The organism is Maritimibacter sp. 55A14, from assembly GCF_003122205.1.
In the GTDB taxonomy this organism is placed as follows: domain Bacteria; phylum Pseudomonadota; class Alphaproteobacteria; order Rhodobacterales; family Rhodobacteraceae; genus QEYE01.
This window is the reverse complement of record NZ_QEYE01000005.1, coordinates 137,507-152,563: the sequence shown is the minus strand read 5'-3', so window position 1 is coordinate 152,563 and position 15,057 is coordinate 137,507. Positions and strand designations below refer to the sequence as shown.

Genomic DNA, 15,057 nt, shown 5'->3' with positions numbered 1-15,057 from the left:
CCGGGCGGGCGACGGGACGTGTGAAGGGCCGTGCGCGGGTCGCCGCGTGCGGCCCTTTGATTTTGGGCCATGCGGAGCGCCGGAGGTCGGCTGTCGCGGCTCAGGTCGCGAGAAAACCCAGATAGGCGACGTAGAGAGCCAGCAGGATGGTGCCCTCGCCGCGCGAGATGCGGCGGCCGGTGAGGGCGAAGACGGTCATCAGCAAGGTCGCCGCCAACATCACCCAGAGATCGAAGCGCAACATGTCCGGCGGCACCGGAAGCGGTGCCACCAGCACGGTGCATCCCAGAATGCCCAGGATGTTGAAGATGTTGGAGCCGATGATATTGCCGAAGGCCACGTCGCTCTGACCGCGCCGCACCGCGATGGCCGAGGTCACAAGCTCCGGCAGCGATGTGCCGACGGCGACCACGGTCAGGCCGATCGTGGCCTCGCTGATACCTTGGCGTGTGGCGATCTCGATCGCGCCGGAGACCAGGAAGCGCGCGCCCAGGAGCACCACCGCCAGCCCGCCTGCGAATTGTACCAGGCTCAGCCAGAGCGGGCTGCGCGCGGTCAGAAATTCGGCCTCGTGCGTGTAGACATCCGCCGCTGCCGGCGCACTCTTGCGGAATGCCAGCCAGAGAAACCCGCCCAGTCCGACCAGGAACACCACGCCGTGCCAGCGGTCCAGGGTGCCGGACAGGGCGGCCAGAATACAAAGCGCCGTCGCAGCGATCAGTACGGCGGCGTCGCGGCGGAAGCTCTCGGCCGCGACCGCGATCGGCATCAGGACCGCTGCCAGCCCGAGGATCAGCAGGATATTGGCGATGTTCGAGCCCACCACGTTGCCCAGCGCGATCCCCGGCGAGCCCGCCAGCGCTGCCTGAAGGCTTGTCGCAAGCTCCGGCATGGAGGTGCCAAACCCCACCAGCGTCAGGCCGATGACCATCGGCGGGATGTCCAGTCGCCGCGCGGTATTCACAGCGCCCCGGACGAGATACTCGCCACCGGCAAGAAGCGCGGCGAAACCGCCGGCCAGCATCAGATAGGGAAGGACGTTTTGCATGGCGTTCGGTCTTTCAGGGGTGGCAATGCGCAGCGCGTTACCTTGCCACCGCGAGGCCCCGCTTCAAGGGGGGCGGAAAAAGAAACCTTCGGCACCGCCAACCGCACATGCGCAAGGCTCGGGGCAGGCGCATCGCCGGCGCGGTCTATCGGTCCGCCGCCTTCGGCGGAGCCTTGGGCGTGAATTCGCAGCGGTCGGGCTTGATGTCCAGAAGCGGGGTGCCGTCGAGGCAGTCGAGCCCGCGCACGATCAGTGCCGCCTCCTCCAACCGCACCAGCCGCACCTGCGCGGTGCCGATGGGGTTCGGCCGCTGCGGTGAGCGCAGCGCGAAGGTTCCGAAGATCCGGCCATCGGATTTCGGGTTCTGCCGCAGCAGATCGCGGCGCGAGCGGTCCAGCCAGTAGAGGATTTCCAGATGCGTGTAGTCTCCGATCCCCTCCAGCGCCTCGGCCCAGGGCGCGAAAAGTTCCACCCGGCACTCGAGTCCATCCAGCCGCCCTTGCCGCGGGCAGTCCCGGCGGTCCCGCCATGGGGTTCGGATGCGCCCGATGAAACGCAGCGCCGCATCGCCTTCGGCAGGCAGGTCTGCGACCCGCTCCCCCGGTCGCAGATCGGGGGCGGAGCGGTCGGAATTGCGGGCCTCTGTCATCGGGGACCACGGTGGCGCGGCCCGGCGCCTGCCGCCGCGACGGCCTTGTGCACAAAAGGCGACGTGATCTTGCCCATACCCGGACTATACCGCCGCGGCGCGCGGCGGTCCATTTCCGCTAGAGGTCTTGCAAAACCGGCTCCGGCGGCTAGCCTGACGGCGGCGCGTGGTTGCATTTGTTCAGAGGGGTAAACGGTATGAATGGAAGCGCCGCTTTCCTCGCGGTCCGGATCGCGGCGCCGGGGGACTGCCCGTGAGCGCCGCCTTCCTGCCTGGCTTCGCGCTTGGCTTCTCGCTCATCCTGGCGATCGGCGCGCAGAACGCTTTCGTGCTGCGCCAGGGGCTGCGGCGGGCCCATGTCTTCGCCGTCTGTGTGACCTGCGCACTGTCGGATGCGCTGCTGATCGCTGCGGGCGTCACCGGCTTCGGCACATTGGCGCAGTCGGTGCCCTGGCTCGGCCCGGCGATGCGCTGGGGCGGGGCTGCCTTCCTGATCTGGTACGGCGCGCTGAGCTTCCGCGCCGCCTGGCGCGGTGGGCAGTCTCTGGCCGCGGCCGAGGTCGGGCGGCAAAGCCTGGGCGCGGCGTTGGCGACCTGTCTTGCGCTGACCTGGCTCAACCCGCATGTCTATCTCGATACGGTCGTGCTGCTGGGCTCCGTCGCGGCGCAATATCCCGACCGGCTGGCCTTTGGCGCCGGCGCCGTGACGGCGAGTTTCGTCTTCTTCTTCGCGCTGGGCTACGGCGCGCGTCTGCTGGCACCGCTCTTCGCGCGGCCGCGGGCCTGGCAGATCCTCGATCTGCTGGTGGGCGGCGTGATGTGGATGATCGCCGCCGGGCTCATCGTCGGTTAGCGGCTTGCGGAGCGGCGGGAATTCCGCTCTGGTCGCGGCGATGACCGAGACCCGCCCCCACCGGCCCGTCGCCGCCGTCGCCTGGATGCTCGCCACGGGGCTTTGCTTCGTGGCGGTGCAGGCCATCGTCAAGCATCTGGGGCCGGCGGTGCCCGCGGCGCAGGCGGCGTTCCTGCGCTACGCGCTTGGCCTTGTCTTCATCCTGCCGATGATCGGACCGATGCGTCGTGCGGGACTCGACCGCCGGGCGCTGCGCCTGGCCGGGCTGAGGGCCGCGGCCCATACCGCCGCGGTGGCGATGTGGTTCTATGCCATGGCGCGCATCCCGATCGCCGATGTCACTGCGATGAACTACCTCTCGCCGGTCTACATCACCATCGGCGCAGCGGTCTTTCTGGGCGAGCCGCTGGCGGCGCGGCGGATGGCGGCGATCGGCGCGGCACTTATCGGCGCAGCCATCATCCTGAGGCCGGGCTTCCGCGAGCTGTCGCCGGGTCATCTGGCGATGCTGGCCACGACGATGGCCTTCGCGGTCTCCTACCTGATCGCCAAGCGCCTGTCCGACGACCTGGAGCCTTTGGCGGTGGTCGGGCTCTTGTCAGTGGGCGTCACGATCGGGCTGGCGCCGCTGGCCGCGCTGGTCTGGGTCGCGCCGACGCTCGGGCAGATCGGCTGGCTCTTTCTCGTCGCGTTTTTTGCCACGCTCGGGCACTACACGATGACGCGTGCCTTCCATGCCGCCCCCCTGGCGGTGACGCAACCGGTCACCTTCCTGCAGTTGGTCTGGGCGAGCGCGCTGGGCGTCTTCGCCTTCGGCGAGGCGCTCGACCCCTGGGTGGTGCTGGGCGGCACGGTGATTGTCGCGGCGGTCAGCTTCATCTCCTGGCGCGAGGCGCAGCTCAAGCGCCGCACCCTGACCCCGCCGGTCTCCGCGACCAAGGTCTGAGCGGCGATATGCACGGGAAAGAAGGGGGCGCTGCCCCCTCGGCCTGCGGCCTCACCCCCGGAGTATTTGACGAAAGATGAAAGCCGGGGTCCGTGACTTCATCTTTCCCAAAATACTCCCGCCGGAGGCACCTGCGGGTGCAGGCGCGTGCGCCCTCCGGGACTTAGCCGCGCGGGTCGAGCAGCCTGGCCAGGACCGTGTCCTTGGTGACCTGGCCCAGCAGGTTCCCATTCTCGGCGACACCAACCGGCGCGCCGGTGGCGTGAACCGCCTCCATCACCGCGCGGATATCGGCATCCGGCGCCATGCACCGGCCCGGCGTCCCGGCGGCAGGTTCCATCACGTCGCGGGCGCAGAGCACGCCGAGCGGGTTCATGTGCGCGACGAAGTCCGCGACGTAATCATTTGTGGGATTGGAGAAAATCTGTTGCGGGGTGCCGCATTGGACGATCCGCCCGCCTTCCATGATCGCGATGCGGTCACCGATCTTGAACGCCTCGTCCAGATCGTGGCTGACGAAGATGATGGTGCGTCCCAGCTTGGCCTGAAGCTCAAGCAACTCGTCCTGGAGCCGGGTGCGGATCAGCGGGTCGAGCGCCGAGAAGGGTTCGTCCATCAGCAGGATGGGCGCATCTGTGGCAAAGGCGCGCGCGAGGCCCACGCGCTGTTGCATTCCGCCCGAGAGCTCGCCCACCCGGCGGTCGGCCCAGTCGCCCAACCCCACGAGATCGAGCTGCCGCTCGACCTGCGCGCGCCGCTGCGCGGCCGGCAGGCCCGCAAGTTCGAGCCCCAGCCCGACATTGTCGCGCACGCTGCGCCAGGGCAGCAGGCCGAATTGCTGGAACACCATCGCGATATGCCTGAGCCGCATCCGCCGCAGCGTCGCCCGGCCGGCATGGGTCACGTCCACCATGCCGTCCTCGTCGCGCACGCGCACGGAGCCGCGCACCACCGGGTTCAGCCCGTTCACGGCGCGCAGGAGCGTCGACTTTCCGGAGCCCGAGAGCCCCATCAGAACCACGATTTCGCCTTCCGACACGTCGAGCGAACAATCGTGGACACCCAGCACCTGGCCGGTCTCGGCCTGGATATCGGGGCGTTCGCGCCCGGCATCCATCAGCGGCAGCGCGGTTTCGGGCCGGTCGCCAAAGACGATGGAGACCCGGTCGAACTCGACGGCATTGCTCATGATTTGCGCTCCATCTTCAGCATCCGGTCGAGGATGATCGCCACCACCACGATGATAAAACCGCTCTCGAATCCCAGCGCGGTGTCCACGCGGTTGAGGGCGCGCACCACCGGAACGCCCAGCCCGTCCGCGCCGACCAGCGCGGCGATCACGACCATGCTGAGCGAGAGCATGATCGTCTGGTTCAGCCCGGCCATGATCTGGGGCAGGGCGTAGGGCAGTTCGACCTTCCAGAGCGTTTGCGACGGCGTGCCGCCGAAAGCCTGCGCGGCCTCGAGAAGCGGCTGGGGCGTGGAGGAGATGCCCAGATGCGTCAGCCGGATCGGGGCGGGCACCACAAAGATGACCGTGGCCATCAATCCCGGCACCATGCCGATGCCGAAGAAGATGATGGCGGGGATCAGGTAGACGAAGGGCGGAAGGGTCTGCATAAGGTCGAGCACCGGGCGCATCGCCGCGTAGAGCCGCGGCCGGTGCGCGGCGGCGATGCCGATCGGCACGCCGATGCCCATGCAGACCACGCAGGCCGCGAGCACCAGCGTCAGGCTCTCGGTGGTCTCCTCCCAATAGCCCTGGTTGAGGATGAAGAGGAAGCCGAGCGCCACGAAGAGGCAGGTCTTCCAGTTGCGTTGCAGGCCCCATGTCAGCGCGACGAGCACCGCGATCACGATCAGCGGGTTCGGTGTCTGCAAGACCCAGAGTACGCCGTCGATCAGCCCCTCCATCGCGACGGATATCGCGTCGAAAGCCAGTGCACCGTTATCCTGCAGCCAGATGAAGACCGCTGCGGCGGCATCGCCCACGGGGATTTTTCCACCCATGGGGATGTCCTGCTGGGTCAGCCATGTCATGGCGAAACTCCCCTCCTGCCGGGGTGGCGCCCCGGTCGTGTCATGTCATTGGGCCGGCCCGGCCGCCGCAGCGCCGGGCCGCACCGGCAATCAGAGCCCCAGCGCGCCCTTCACAGCCGCCATCGCGTCGCCGCCATCCTGCGTCGTCACGCCGTCGAGCCAAGCGTCGAGCACGCCGGGATTGGCCTTCAGCCAGTCCGCCGCCGCATCGCCGGGCTCGGCCCCGTCATCGAGGATCGCACCCATGATCTCGTTTTCCATGGCGAGCGTGAATTCGAGGTTTTCCAGCAGGTTGCCGACATTGGGGCATTCCTCGACATAGCCCGCGCGAGTGTTGGTGTAGACCGTGGCGCCGCCCAGATCGGGGCCGAACCAGTCATCGCCGCCGGTCAGGTAGGTCAGTTCGAAATTGGCATTCATCGGATGCGGCTCCCAGCCCAGGAAGATGATCGGATCGCCCTGCCGGTCGGCGCGGCCGACCTGCGCCAGCATCCCCTGTTCGGAGCTTTCCTTGACGCCGAACTCCTTGAGCCCGAAGGCGTCGGACTCGATCATGTCGATGATCAGCCGGTTGCCGTCATTGCCCGGCTCGATGCCGTAGATCGTCTCGTCCAGCGCGTCGGCATGCTCGGCGATGCTGCCGAAGCTCGTGATCCCCATCTCGGCGCCCACGGCATTCGTGGCGAGCGTATACTTTGCGCCCTTTAGGTTGGCGCGCACCGTATCGACTGTCCCGGCCTCGCGGTAGGGGGCAATGTCGCCTTCCATCGTCGGCATCCAGTTGCCCAGGAAGACGTCGATATCGCCGGCGGCCATCGAGGTATAGGTCACGGGTACCGACAGGACCTTGATCTCGGTGTCGTATCCCAGCGCGTCCAGCACGGTTGTGGTCGCGGCGGTGGTGGCGGTGATGTCGGTCCAGCCCACATCCGAGAAGGTGACCGTTTCGCAGGCGGCGGAGGCGGTCCCGGCCAGCGCCAGCGAGGCGGCGGAGGCCAGAAGGCTTGTGCGGATGTGTGTCATGCGGTGCTCCCATTTTTCTTGATTGACGAGTCAATTAAAAACCATCTAGCCTCGGTGTGCAACGCATTTGCAGGAACGCCGCATGCCGAAGCTTGGGATGGAGCCTATCCGACGCGCAGCCCTTGTCAAAGCCGCGATCGAGGAGATCGGGGAGGCGGGGTCGCTCGATGTCACGGTCAGTCAGATCGCGCGGCGCGCCGGCGTGTCCAGCGCGCTCGCGCATCACTATTTCGGCGCCAAGGACCGGCTTTTTCTGGCGGCGATGCGTCATATCCTGACGGTCTTCGGGGCGCAGGTGCGCATCGGGCTGGAGCTGGCGCAAGGGCCGCGCGCCCGGCTGGAGGCCATCGTCGCGGCCAGTTTCGAGGCCGGGAACTTCCGTGCCGAGGTGATCGCGGCCTGGCTGAACTTCTATGTGCAGGCGCAGACCTCGGACGAGGCGCACCGGCTGTTGCGCGTCTATCAGCGCCGGCTGCGGTCCAACCTGGTGTACGCGCTGCGCCCGCTTGCGGGGGCGCGCGCCGGGACGATCGCCGACAGCGTGGGTGCGCTGATCGACGGGCTCTATCTGCGGCACGCCCTGCGTGGCGCGGGGATGGAGCGCGAAGCCGCCGCACGGCTGGTGCTGGATCATGTCGACCGCGAACTTCGTGAGGCACGTAAATGACGCGCCGCAAGTGCCATGAAAGGAAAGAAATAATTTTGAGACACCGGTCTCCGCACGCGCTGCCCGGCGCTGCGCCCGAACCGGAATGGGAGGGTGCTTGATGGAGGCCGATTACGTCATCGTCGGCGCCGGCAGTGCGGGCTGCACCATCGCTTATCGGCTGGCCGAGGCGGGCCGGTCGGTGCTGGTGCTGGAACATGGCGGCACCGATGCCGGGCCGTTCATCCAGATGCCCGGCGCACTCAGCTATCCGATGAACATGGCCCGCTATGACTGGGGCTACCGCACCGAGCCCGAGCCGCATCTGGGCGGGCGCCGCCTGGCCTGTCCGCGCGGCAAGGTGATCGGCGGATCCAGCAGCATCAACGGAATGGTCTATGTGCGTGGCCACGCACGGGATTTCGACCATTGGCGTGCGGAAGGCGCCGAAGGCTGGGGCTTTGCCGATGTGCTTCCCTATTTCCGGCGGCTGGAGAGCTGGCACGATGGAGGGCATGGCGGCGACGCGGCCTGGCGCGGCGCCGACGGTCCCCTGCATGTGAGCCGCGGCAAGCGCGACAACCCGCTGGTGCGCGCCTTCGTGGAGGCGGGGGTGCAGGCGGGCTATGAGCGCACCGACGACTATAACGGCGAGAAGCAGGAGGGTTTTGGCGCCTTCGAGATGACGGTCTGGCGCGGGCGGCGCTGGTCGGCCGCCAACGCCTATCTGCGCCCGGCGCTTCGCCGCGAGAATTGCGATCTCCTGCGCGGGTTCGTCACCCGCGTCGTGATCGAGGAGGGCCGCGCCACGGGCGTCGAGATGATCGCCAGGGGGCGGCGCCAGGTGGTCCGTGCGCGGCGCGAGGTGATCCTGGCGGCGTCTTCGATCAACTCGCCCAAGCTCCTGATGCTCTCGGGCATCGGGCCGGGCGCGCATCTGGCCGAACACGGCGTCGAGGTCGTCGCCGACCGGCCCGGCGTGGGCGCGAACCTGCAGGACCACCTGGAGCTTTACGTCCAGATGGCCGCCAGCCAGCCGGTGAGCCTCTACAAGTACTGGAACCTTTTCGGCAAGGGCTGGGTCGGGCTCAGGTGGCTTCTGGGCAAGCAGGGCCCCGGCGCGTCGAACCAGTTCGAAAGCTGCGGCTTCGTCCGCTCGTGCGCGGGTGTCGACTACCCGGACATCCAATTCCATTTCCTGCCCATCGCGGTACGCTATGACGGACGAGCGGTGGCCGAGGGCCACGGCTTTCAGGCCCATGTCGGCCCGATGCGCAGCGAATCGCGCGGCTCGGTCACCCTGCGCAGCGCCGATCCGCAGGACGATCCGGTGATCCGGTTCAACTACATGAGTGCGGAAAGCGACTGGGAGGATTTCCGGCGCGGCATCCGTTTCACGCGCGAGATCTTCGCTCAGGCGGCCTTCGCGCCCTTCGTGAGGCATGAAATCCAGCCGGGTCCGCAGGTGCAGAGCGACGATGAACTTGACGATTTTATCCGCGCCCATGCCGAAAGCGCCTTTCACCCGTGCGGCACCGCGCGGATGGGCCGCCGCGACGACCCCGGCGCTGTGGTGGATGCCGAGTGCCGCGTGATCGGTGTGGAGGCGCTGCGGGTCGCCGACAGCTCGATCTTTCCGCGCATCACCAACGGCAATCTCAACGCGCCCTCGATCATGGTCGGCGAAAAGGCGGCGGACCATATCCTGGGCCGCGCGCCGCTCGCCCCGGCCAATGACCGACCCTGGATCAGTCCGCGCTGGCAGACCGCGCAGCGTTGAGCCGTTAACAAAATTTCCCTTTACAGAGCCTCGAAGAAGGCACACCATATATGGTAAGGACGGTGATACAGGCACCGATCTTTAGTCAATGACCCAGCTTATAGTGGGTGTTCTACCCGCGACGGGCAATAACACAGAGGCCGCCATGTCGAACCTCGAGCAGTATCTCCAGACCGATGACATTCACCCGATCGACATTGTCGAGACGCTGGCGCAGCATCACGACTGGGATTTCGACCGGATCGCAGACGACCAGATCGCGATGGCCGTGGAAGGGGCCTGGCGCACCTATTCGCTGACCCTGGCCTGGTCGGCCTATGACGAGACGCTGCGTCTGGTCTGCACCTTCGAGATGGAGCCGCCGGAAGCGGCGATGCCCGCGCTCTACGAGGCGCTCAACGGCACCAACGACATGTGCTGGGCGGGGGCGTTCAGCTACTGGGCCGAACAGAAGCTGATGGTCTACCGCTACGGGCTGGTGCTTTCGGGCGGCGCCGTGGCCGGGCCGGAGCAGATCGACCGGATGGTTTCGGTGGCGGTGACGAATTGCGAACGCTTCTACCCCGCCTTCCAACTCGTCTGCTGGGCCGACCGCGCGCCGCAGGAAGCACTTCAGGTCGCCATTGCCGAGGCTTACGGCCGCGCCTAGTCTCGGGGCCCACACGTTCCGCGACGAGAGGCTGACATGACCATGAACGAACTGAGCCGCCGGGGCCTGGTGCTGCTGGGCTGCGGCAAGATGGGTTCCGCCATGCTGGAGGGCTGGCTGAAGGACGGGCTGGCGCCCGGCGCGGTCTGGGTGATCGACCCGAAGCCGTCGGACTGGGTGCAAGGGACCGGCGTGCATGTCAACGCCGATCTGCCCGCCGCGCCGGCCATCGTGCTCATCGCCGTCAAGCCGCAGATGATGGGCGAGGCGCTGCCCGCGATCGCCGCGATGGGCGGCGGCGGGACGCTCTTCCTGTCGGTGGCGGCGGGAACGCCGATTGCCGCCTTCGAGGCCGCGCTCGGCGCCAACAGCCCGATCGTCCGCGCCATGCCCAACACCCCGGCCGCGGTGGGCCGCGGGATCACGGCGATCATCGGCAACGCCCATGCCAGCGCTGCGCAGCTCGATCTGGCGGAGATGCTCCTGCGCGCCGTGGGCCAGGTGGTGCGGCTGGGGAAAGAGGACCAGATGGATGCCGTCACCGGCGTCTCGGGCTCCGGCCCGGCCTATGTCTTCCACATGATCGAATGTCTTGCCCGTGCGGGCGAGGCGCAGGGCCTCGCGCCCGATCTGGCGATGCAGCTAGCCCAGGCCACCGTCGCCGGCGCGGGGGCGCTGGCCGAGGGCTCCGACGAGACACCGGCGCAGCTTCGCGTCAACGTCACCAGCCCGAACGGCACCACGCAGGCCGGGCTGGACGTTCTGATGGATGAGGAGACCGGCCTGCCGCCCCTGATGGCCCGCACCGTGGCGGCTGCTGCGGACCGGTCGCGGGAGCTTCGCAATGGCTGACGCGATTACCTTCGACGACTTCCTGAAGGTCGATATCCGCGTGGGCCGCGTCCTGCGCGCCGAACCCTATCCCGACGCCCGCAAGCCGGCGATCAAGCTCTGGGTCGATTTCGGCGCGGAGATCGGCGAGAAGAAGAGTTCCGCCCAGATCACGGCGCATTATGCGCCCGAGGATCTGGTCGGCCGCCAGGTGCTGGCGGTGGTGAATTTCCCGCCGCGCCAGATCGGCCGCTTCATGTCCGAGGTACTGGTTCTGGGCCTTTCCGACGCGGCGGGGGAGATCGTGCTGATCGGTCCCGACCAGCCGGTCCCCGACGGCGCGCGCATGCACTGACACTGGCATAAGCAAACACAGATACGTAATCATACGGCACCGGATGCGCGCGCCTTGAGGACGGGTGTGTCAGTGGAAGGACCACCTTGTGCCGCCCAGGGACCGGCATGCGCCGGGGGGATGGAGGACGGCATGATGATCCTCCCAGGACTGACAGGCCCGCCGCCCAACGTCGAAAATCCGACCGGCGACGGACCCCACCCAAACCGGCGCGGACAAAATGACGCCGGCCACTCGCTACACGTTTCGGGATTGGGGACCCGAAACACTTAATGTGTGACAAACATTTCCGGGGACATTAAGGGGAATGGACGCGCTGTTTTCCCCTTCGGGGGGAGTGTGTCGGGTTGAAAATTCCAGGGGTGAGCGTATGTCGGAGTTGCCATTGATCGGCCGGTACCTGAAGAAGCACACCGAGGCTTTGGTCAAGGATGTGGGGTTGGTAGCTGCCTGCGGGCTCAGCGGAAAGTCCAAGGCCACGCTCGGACGGTACTATTCGGACGCGCCCGAACATGCCGACCGGTTTATGCCCATAGATACCGTCGCCGCGCTGGAAGAAGCCGCCCGCTATCCCCATCTGACGAATGCGCTGGCCGATCTGCGCGGCGTGACGCTGAGCTATGAGGGCGGCAAGCGGAACGCGCCGGGCGGCGTGAACTCCGATGTCATCGCCCTGAGCCAGCGTTTCGCGATGCTGATGGCGGAATACAACCAGTCGATCGAGGACGGCATCATCACCGTCAACGAGGCCAAGCGCCTGATCAAGGAGACGACCACGCTCCAGCAGGTCCTGCTCGACATGAAACTCCATCTCGAGGAAGAAACCACCTGAGCCGCGGCTCCGGAGCGCGCGGACGCGCGCCCCAACTTCCTAACCTGGCGCGCGTCCACGCGCCCCGTCGGCTTGGCCTGCGGATTCGGCGCTCAGGCGGCCTTGCGTGACGGTCCGCGGCGCGCCCGGCTGCGCTGGCGCCTGGGCTTCGCGGCGGTGTTTCCTCCGCCATGGTTCCCGCGTCCGGCGCTGCGCGCTTTCGGGGCGGCGGCGCTTTCCGGCGGCACCTCGCCGCTGGCCACGGCAACCTTGATGCCCATGATCTTTTCAACCGCGCGCAGCAGGCCGATATCGCCGGGCGTGCAGAAGGCGATGGCCGTCCCGTCCTTGCCGGCGCGCGCGGTGCGCCCGATCCGGTGGACATAGTTTTCCGCCACCTCCGGCAGGTCGTAATTGTAGACCTGCCGCACGTCGGGTATGTCGATCCCGCGCGCCGCCACGTCGGTGGCCACGAGAATGCGGATCTGGCCCTCGCGGAAGCCCTTGAGGGCGCGGTCGCGCTGGCCCTGGCTCTTGTTGCCGTGGATCGAGGCGGCGCGGAAACCTTCGGCCACCAGCGACTTCATCAGCCGCTCGGCCCCGTGCTTGGTGCGCGCGAAGACCAGCGAAAGGCTGTTGGGATGTTTGGCCAGCAACTCCTTCAGCAACGCGGTCTTTCCGGCCTGCGTTACGAAATGCACCTCCTGGGTGATCTTGTCGGCGGCCTTGCCCGGCGGCGAGACCTGGACGCGTTCGGGGTCGTGCAGATAGGCTGCGGAAAGTTCGGCCATCTGCTTGGGCATGGTGGCCGAGAAGAGCAGCGTCTGGCGCGGTTTGGCCAGCAGCGGCGCGATCCTGCGCAGCGCGTGGATGAAGCCCATGTCAAGCATCTGGTCGGCCTCGTCGAGAACGAGGAACCGCGCGGCGGCCAGCGTCACGGCCCGCCGCTCGATCAGGTCGAGCAGACGGCCCGGCGTGGCGACCAGGATATCGGTGCCGCGTTGCAGGTTGCGGGTCTGCACGTTGAGCGACGCGCCGCCCACCACGACCGTGACAGTCAGGGGCGTGCCGCGGGTGAAACCGCGCAGGTTGTCGGCGATCTGGTTGGCCAGCTCGCGCGTGGGGGCCAGGATCAGCGACCGGCAGGAACGTGCATCGGGGCGCGCATGTTCGGCCATCAGGTGATGGATCAGCGGCAGGCCGAAGGCCGCGGTCTTGCCGGTGCCGGTCTGGGCCAGGCCCATCAGGTCGCGGCCGCGCAGGATCAGCGGGATCGCCTGCGCCTGGATCGGCGTGGGCACCTCGTAGCCCAGCGATGCGAGGGACTTCAGCAGGCGGGGGGAGAGCCCGAGGGCTTCGAATTGAGACAAAAGTGAACCTTTCAGGTCGGGCGCAGGGGCTGCGCCACTGGGAAAATCGGGACGCTGTAATGCGCCGGTATCGGGCCCCGTGCGCGTCCGGCGCGCGGGGAGTGTGCAACGGGTGCGACGCGCCGGGGCGGGATTGCGCCGGGCCTTGCGTCGTCGCGGGACCCCTGCGTGACATGGGAACCTGTGGGAAGGGCCGTCTTGCGCCGGAGCCGCGGCGGAGCCGGGCGACAGGCGCGGGGCTGCTCACGCGGCAGCCGGCGGTTTGAAGCCACATGGCGGCTTGGCGCGGATAAGTCAAGCCCGCGCGTTGCAGCGCGCGCTCCTGCGCCTATTGCGCACCATAGGCCAGCCGGTAGGCCAGCGCGACGCCGCCAGCCCCGCCGATCACATTGCCCAGCGTGACCAGGGCGAGGTTCTCCAGTGCCGCCGCGGCACCGATCCCCGCGCCTGCGAACATACCCTGCGGAAGCAGGTACATATTGGCGACGGAATGCTCCAACCCCAGTGCCACGAAAGCGGTGATCGGCCAGAGGATCGCCAGGATCTTGCCAGCCACGCTACGCGCCGCCAGCGCCAGCCAGACCGCGAGGCAGACAAGGATATTGCACAGGATGCCGCGGCTGACGGCCTCGACCGGCCCCAGCGCGGCCTTGGCCTGGGCGATGGAGGCCGCGGTGGCGCCCATTGCCCCGTCGAGCAGCCCGGTCGGCGCGAAGAGCATGGCCAACCCCAACCCGCCCGCCAGGTTGCCGGCATAGACCACCGCCCAGCTTCGCAGCAGTTCGGCCGCGGTGATCTTGCGGTCCACCGCCGCCATGACCATCAACGCGTTGCCGGTGAAAAGCTCCGCTCCGCCCACGATCACCAGGATCAGCCCCAGCGAGAAGACCAGCCCGCCCACCACCCGCGCCGGGCCGAAGCCGGGATCGGCGCCGGTCATCGTCATCGTGTAGGCCGCGGCGCCGAGCCCGATGAACGCCCCGGCCAGCACCGCCAGCGTGAACATCCGCATCAGCGGCAACCGGGCCTTGGCCACGCCCGCGCGTTCCATCTGGGCGGCGATTTCGGCGGGTTTGTAGGCGTCGATCCCGGTGGGGTTGGTCATGCGGGCCTCCTGATTGCTGTCCCGCATGTCTAACGGGGACGGCCCGTTCGGGTAAGACCCTCCTTCGCGATCACCAAAGGGTGCGTGGCCTTGCCGGGCGGGCTGTGCCAGAATCGCATCGGTCCATCCGCGAGGTTTCCATGCCGCTTAAATATTTCTTCGCCGCGTTTCTGGCCGGGCTGCCCGCCACCGCAGGGGCGCAGTCCGATCCCGTCGCGCCCGAGCCCCCCGCGGCCACCGCGCCCGAATACCATTCGCCCGGCGACGAGCCGCCGCTCTCATTCGGCGAGGAGGTGCTGGATGACGTGGCGGAGCCGCCGATGACGTTGGAGCGCATGGGCCGCATCCTGCACGCGCTCGACCCCGAATTGCAGTCCGCCCCGAACGCCTTCCAGTTGACCATCCGCGAGGTCACCGTGATCGTGGTCTTCGACGAGGCCGCCGACCGGATGCGCGCCATCGCGCCGGTGCGTCCGGCCGAGGGGCTGGAGGAGGCCGAGCTGATCCGCATGATGCAGGCCAATTTCGACAGCGCGCTGGATGCACGTTACGCCATCGCGCAGGAGGCGCTCTGGGCGGCCTTCATCCATCCGCTCTCGCCGCTGGAACGTGACGAGATGATCTCGGGCATCGGGCAGGTGGTCAACCTCGTCCTGAGCTACGGTACGCTCTATTCCGGGGGCGGGCTGGTCTATGGCGGCGGCGACAGCCAGAAACTCCAGCGCGAGCTGATCGACGAGTTGCTGGAGAAGGGGCAGGAGATCTAGGGGCGCGTCCCGAAAATCTGACCCGAAGCAGTGACGACGACCCCTGTGGGCGTTGGCGGGTTTGGAGACGAGCTGCGGGTTGGCGCGCCCGATAGGCGGTCTGGTGATCGCGCGGCGGCCTGCGGCCTTGATCCCGCGCGGTTCAGCGGACGAGTGTCCGCTCAAGCCCATTTGGGCAGGTCAA

16 protein-coding genes are annotated in these 15,057 nt (G+C 67.7%); 9 read left to right on the top strand and 7 right to left on the bottom strand.

What is annotated here, in order from left to right; translation table 11 throughout:
- Positions 1–100 precede the first annotated feature (100 nt).
- Together DDZ14_RS06145 and tsaA are read right to left on the bottom strand one after the other, a co-directional pair.
- Positions 101–1,048 carry a calcium/sodium antiporter gene (locus tag DDZ14_RS06145; RefSeq protein ID WP_109424063.1) on the bottom strand — a complete coding sequence of 316 codons (948 nt, stop codon included), beginning with the start codon at positions 1,046–1,048 and terminating at the stop codon, positions 101–103.
- A 145-nt stretch (positions 1,049–1,193) separates the two neighbouring features.
- A complete protein-coding gene (gene tsaA, locus DDZ14_RS06140; protein ID WP_109424062.1) occupies positions 1,194–1,697 on the bottom strand; it encodes a tRNA (N6-threonylcarbamoyladenosine(37)-N6)-methyltransferase TrmO in 504 nt (167 codons plus the stop codon).
- Positions 1,698–1,950: 253 nt separating this feature from the next.
- On the opposite strand from tsaA, the gene DDZ14_RS06135 reads away from it, so the two are divergent.
- Positions 1,951–2,550 carry a LysE/ArgO family amino acid transporter gene (locus tag DDZ14_RS06135; protein ID WP_109424061.1) on the top strand — a complete coding sequence of 200 codons (600 nt, stop codon included), beginning with the start codon at positions 1,951–1,953 and terminating at the stop codon, positions 2,548–2,550.
- A 40-nt stretch (positions 2,551–2,590) separates the two neighbouring features.
- Positions 2,591–3,496, top strand: a complete 906-nt coding sequence (locus DDZ14_RS06130; protein ID WP_109424060.1) for a DMT family transporter — start codon at positions 2,591–2,593, stop codon at positions 3,494–3,496.
- 163 nt (positions 3,497–3,659) lie between these two features.
- Here DDZ14_RS06130 and choV read toward each other — a convergent pair whose 3' ends face one another.
- The 3 genes from choV to choX form a co-directional block, all read right to left on the bottom strand.
- Positions 3,660–4,685, bottom strand: a complete 1,026-nt coding sequence (gene choV / locus DDZ14_RS06125) for a choline ABC transporter ATP-binding protein (RefSeq protein ID WP_109424059.1) — start codon at positions 4,683–4,685, stop codon at positions 3,660–3,662.
- A complete protein-coding gene (gene choW, locus DDZ14_RS06120; RefSeq protein ID WP_233252499.1) occupies positions 4,682–5,536 on the bottom strand; it encodes a choline ABC transporter permease subunit in 855 nt (284 codons plus the stop codon). The genes choV and choW overlap by 4 nt, the downstream gene beginning before the upstream one ends.
- Before the next feature lie 90 nt (positions 5,537–5,626).
- Positions 5,627–6,559, bottom strand: coding sequence for a choline ABC transporter substrate-binding protein (gene choX, locus DDZ14_RS06115; protein WP_109424058.1), 933 nt, complete (start codon positions 6,557–6,559; stop codon positions 5,627–5,629).
- 82 nt (positions 6,560–6,641) lie between these two features.
- Here choX and betI point away from each other — a divergent pair, with 82 nt between their 5' ends.
- From betI to DDZ14_RS06085, 6 genes are all read left to right on the top strand, one after another.
- Positions 6,642–7,226, top strand: a complete 585-nt coding sequence (gene betI, locus DDZ14_RS06110; protein ID WP_109424057.1) for a transcriptional regulator BetI — start codon at positions 6,642–6,644, stop codon at positions 7,224–7,226.
- 100 nt (positions 7,227–7,326) lie between these two features.
- Positions 7,327–8,985, top strand: coding sequence for a choline dehydrogenase (gene betA, locus DDZ14_RS06105; protein WP_109424056.1), 1,659 nt, complete (start codon positions 7,327–7,329; stop codon positions 8,983–8,985).
- Positions 8,986–9,130: 145 nt separating this feature from the next.
- On the top strand, positions 9,131–9,634 hold the full coding sequence (locus DDZ14_RS06100) for a YbjN domain-containing protein (protein WP_109424055.1): 504 nt from the start codon (positions 9,131–9,133) through the stop codon (positions 9,632–9,634).
- Positions 9,635–9,670: 36 nt separating this feature from the next.
- The gene (gene proC / locus DDZ14_RS06095; RefSeq protein ID WP_109424054.1) at positions 9,671–10,486 is read left to right on the top strand and encodes a pyrroline-5-carboxylate reductase; all 816 of its coding nucleotides are present in this window, start codon (positions 9,671–9,673) and stop codon (positions 10,484–10,486) included.
- Entirely contained in the window at positions 10,479–10,820 is a 342-nt protein-coding gene (locus DDZ14_RS06090) for a tRNA-binding protein (RefSeq protein WP_109424053.1), read from the top strand. Before proC ends, DDZ14_RS06090 begins: the two co-directional genes overlap by 8 nt.
- 370 nt (positions 10,821–11,190) lie before the next feature.
- Positions 11,191–11,652, top strand: coding sequence for a hypothetical protein (locus tag DDZ14_RS06085; protein ID WP_369914570.1), 462 nt, complete (start codon positions 11,191–11,193; stop codon positions 11,650–11,652).
- A 92-nt stretch (positions 11,653–11,744) separates the two neighbouring features.
- Here the strand turns inward: DDZ14_RS06085 and DDZ14_RS06080 are convergent, their stop codons facing one another.
- Together DDZ14_RS06080 and DDZ14_RS06075 are read right to left on the bottom strand one after the other, a co-directional pair.
- Positions 11,745–13,001, bottom strand: a complete 1,257-nt coding sequence (locus tag DDZ14_RS06080; RefSeq protein WP_109424052.1) for a DEAD/DEAH box helicase — start codon at positions 12,999–13,001, stop codon at positions 11,745–11,747.
- Positions 13,002–13,329: 328 nt separating this feature from the next.
- On the bottom strand, positions 13,330–14,106 hold the full coding sequence (locus DDZ14_RS06075) for a formate/nitrite transporter family protein (protein WP_109424112.1): 777 nt from the start codon (positions 14,104–14,106) through the stop codon (positions 13,330–13,332).
- Between the two features lie 140 nt (positions 14,107–14,246).
- On the opposite strand from DDZ14_RS06075, the gene DDZ14_RS06070 reads away from it, so the two are divergent.
- Positions 14,247–14,873 carry a type III secretion system chaperone gene (locus tag DDZ14_RS06070; RefSeq protein ID WP_233252498.1) on the top strand — a complete coding sequence of 209 codons (627 nt, stop codon included), beginning with the start codon at positions 14,247–14,249 and terminating at the stop codon, positions 14,871–14,873.
- Positions 14,874–15,057 lie beyond the last annotated feature (184 nt).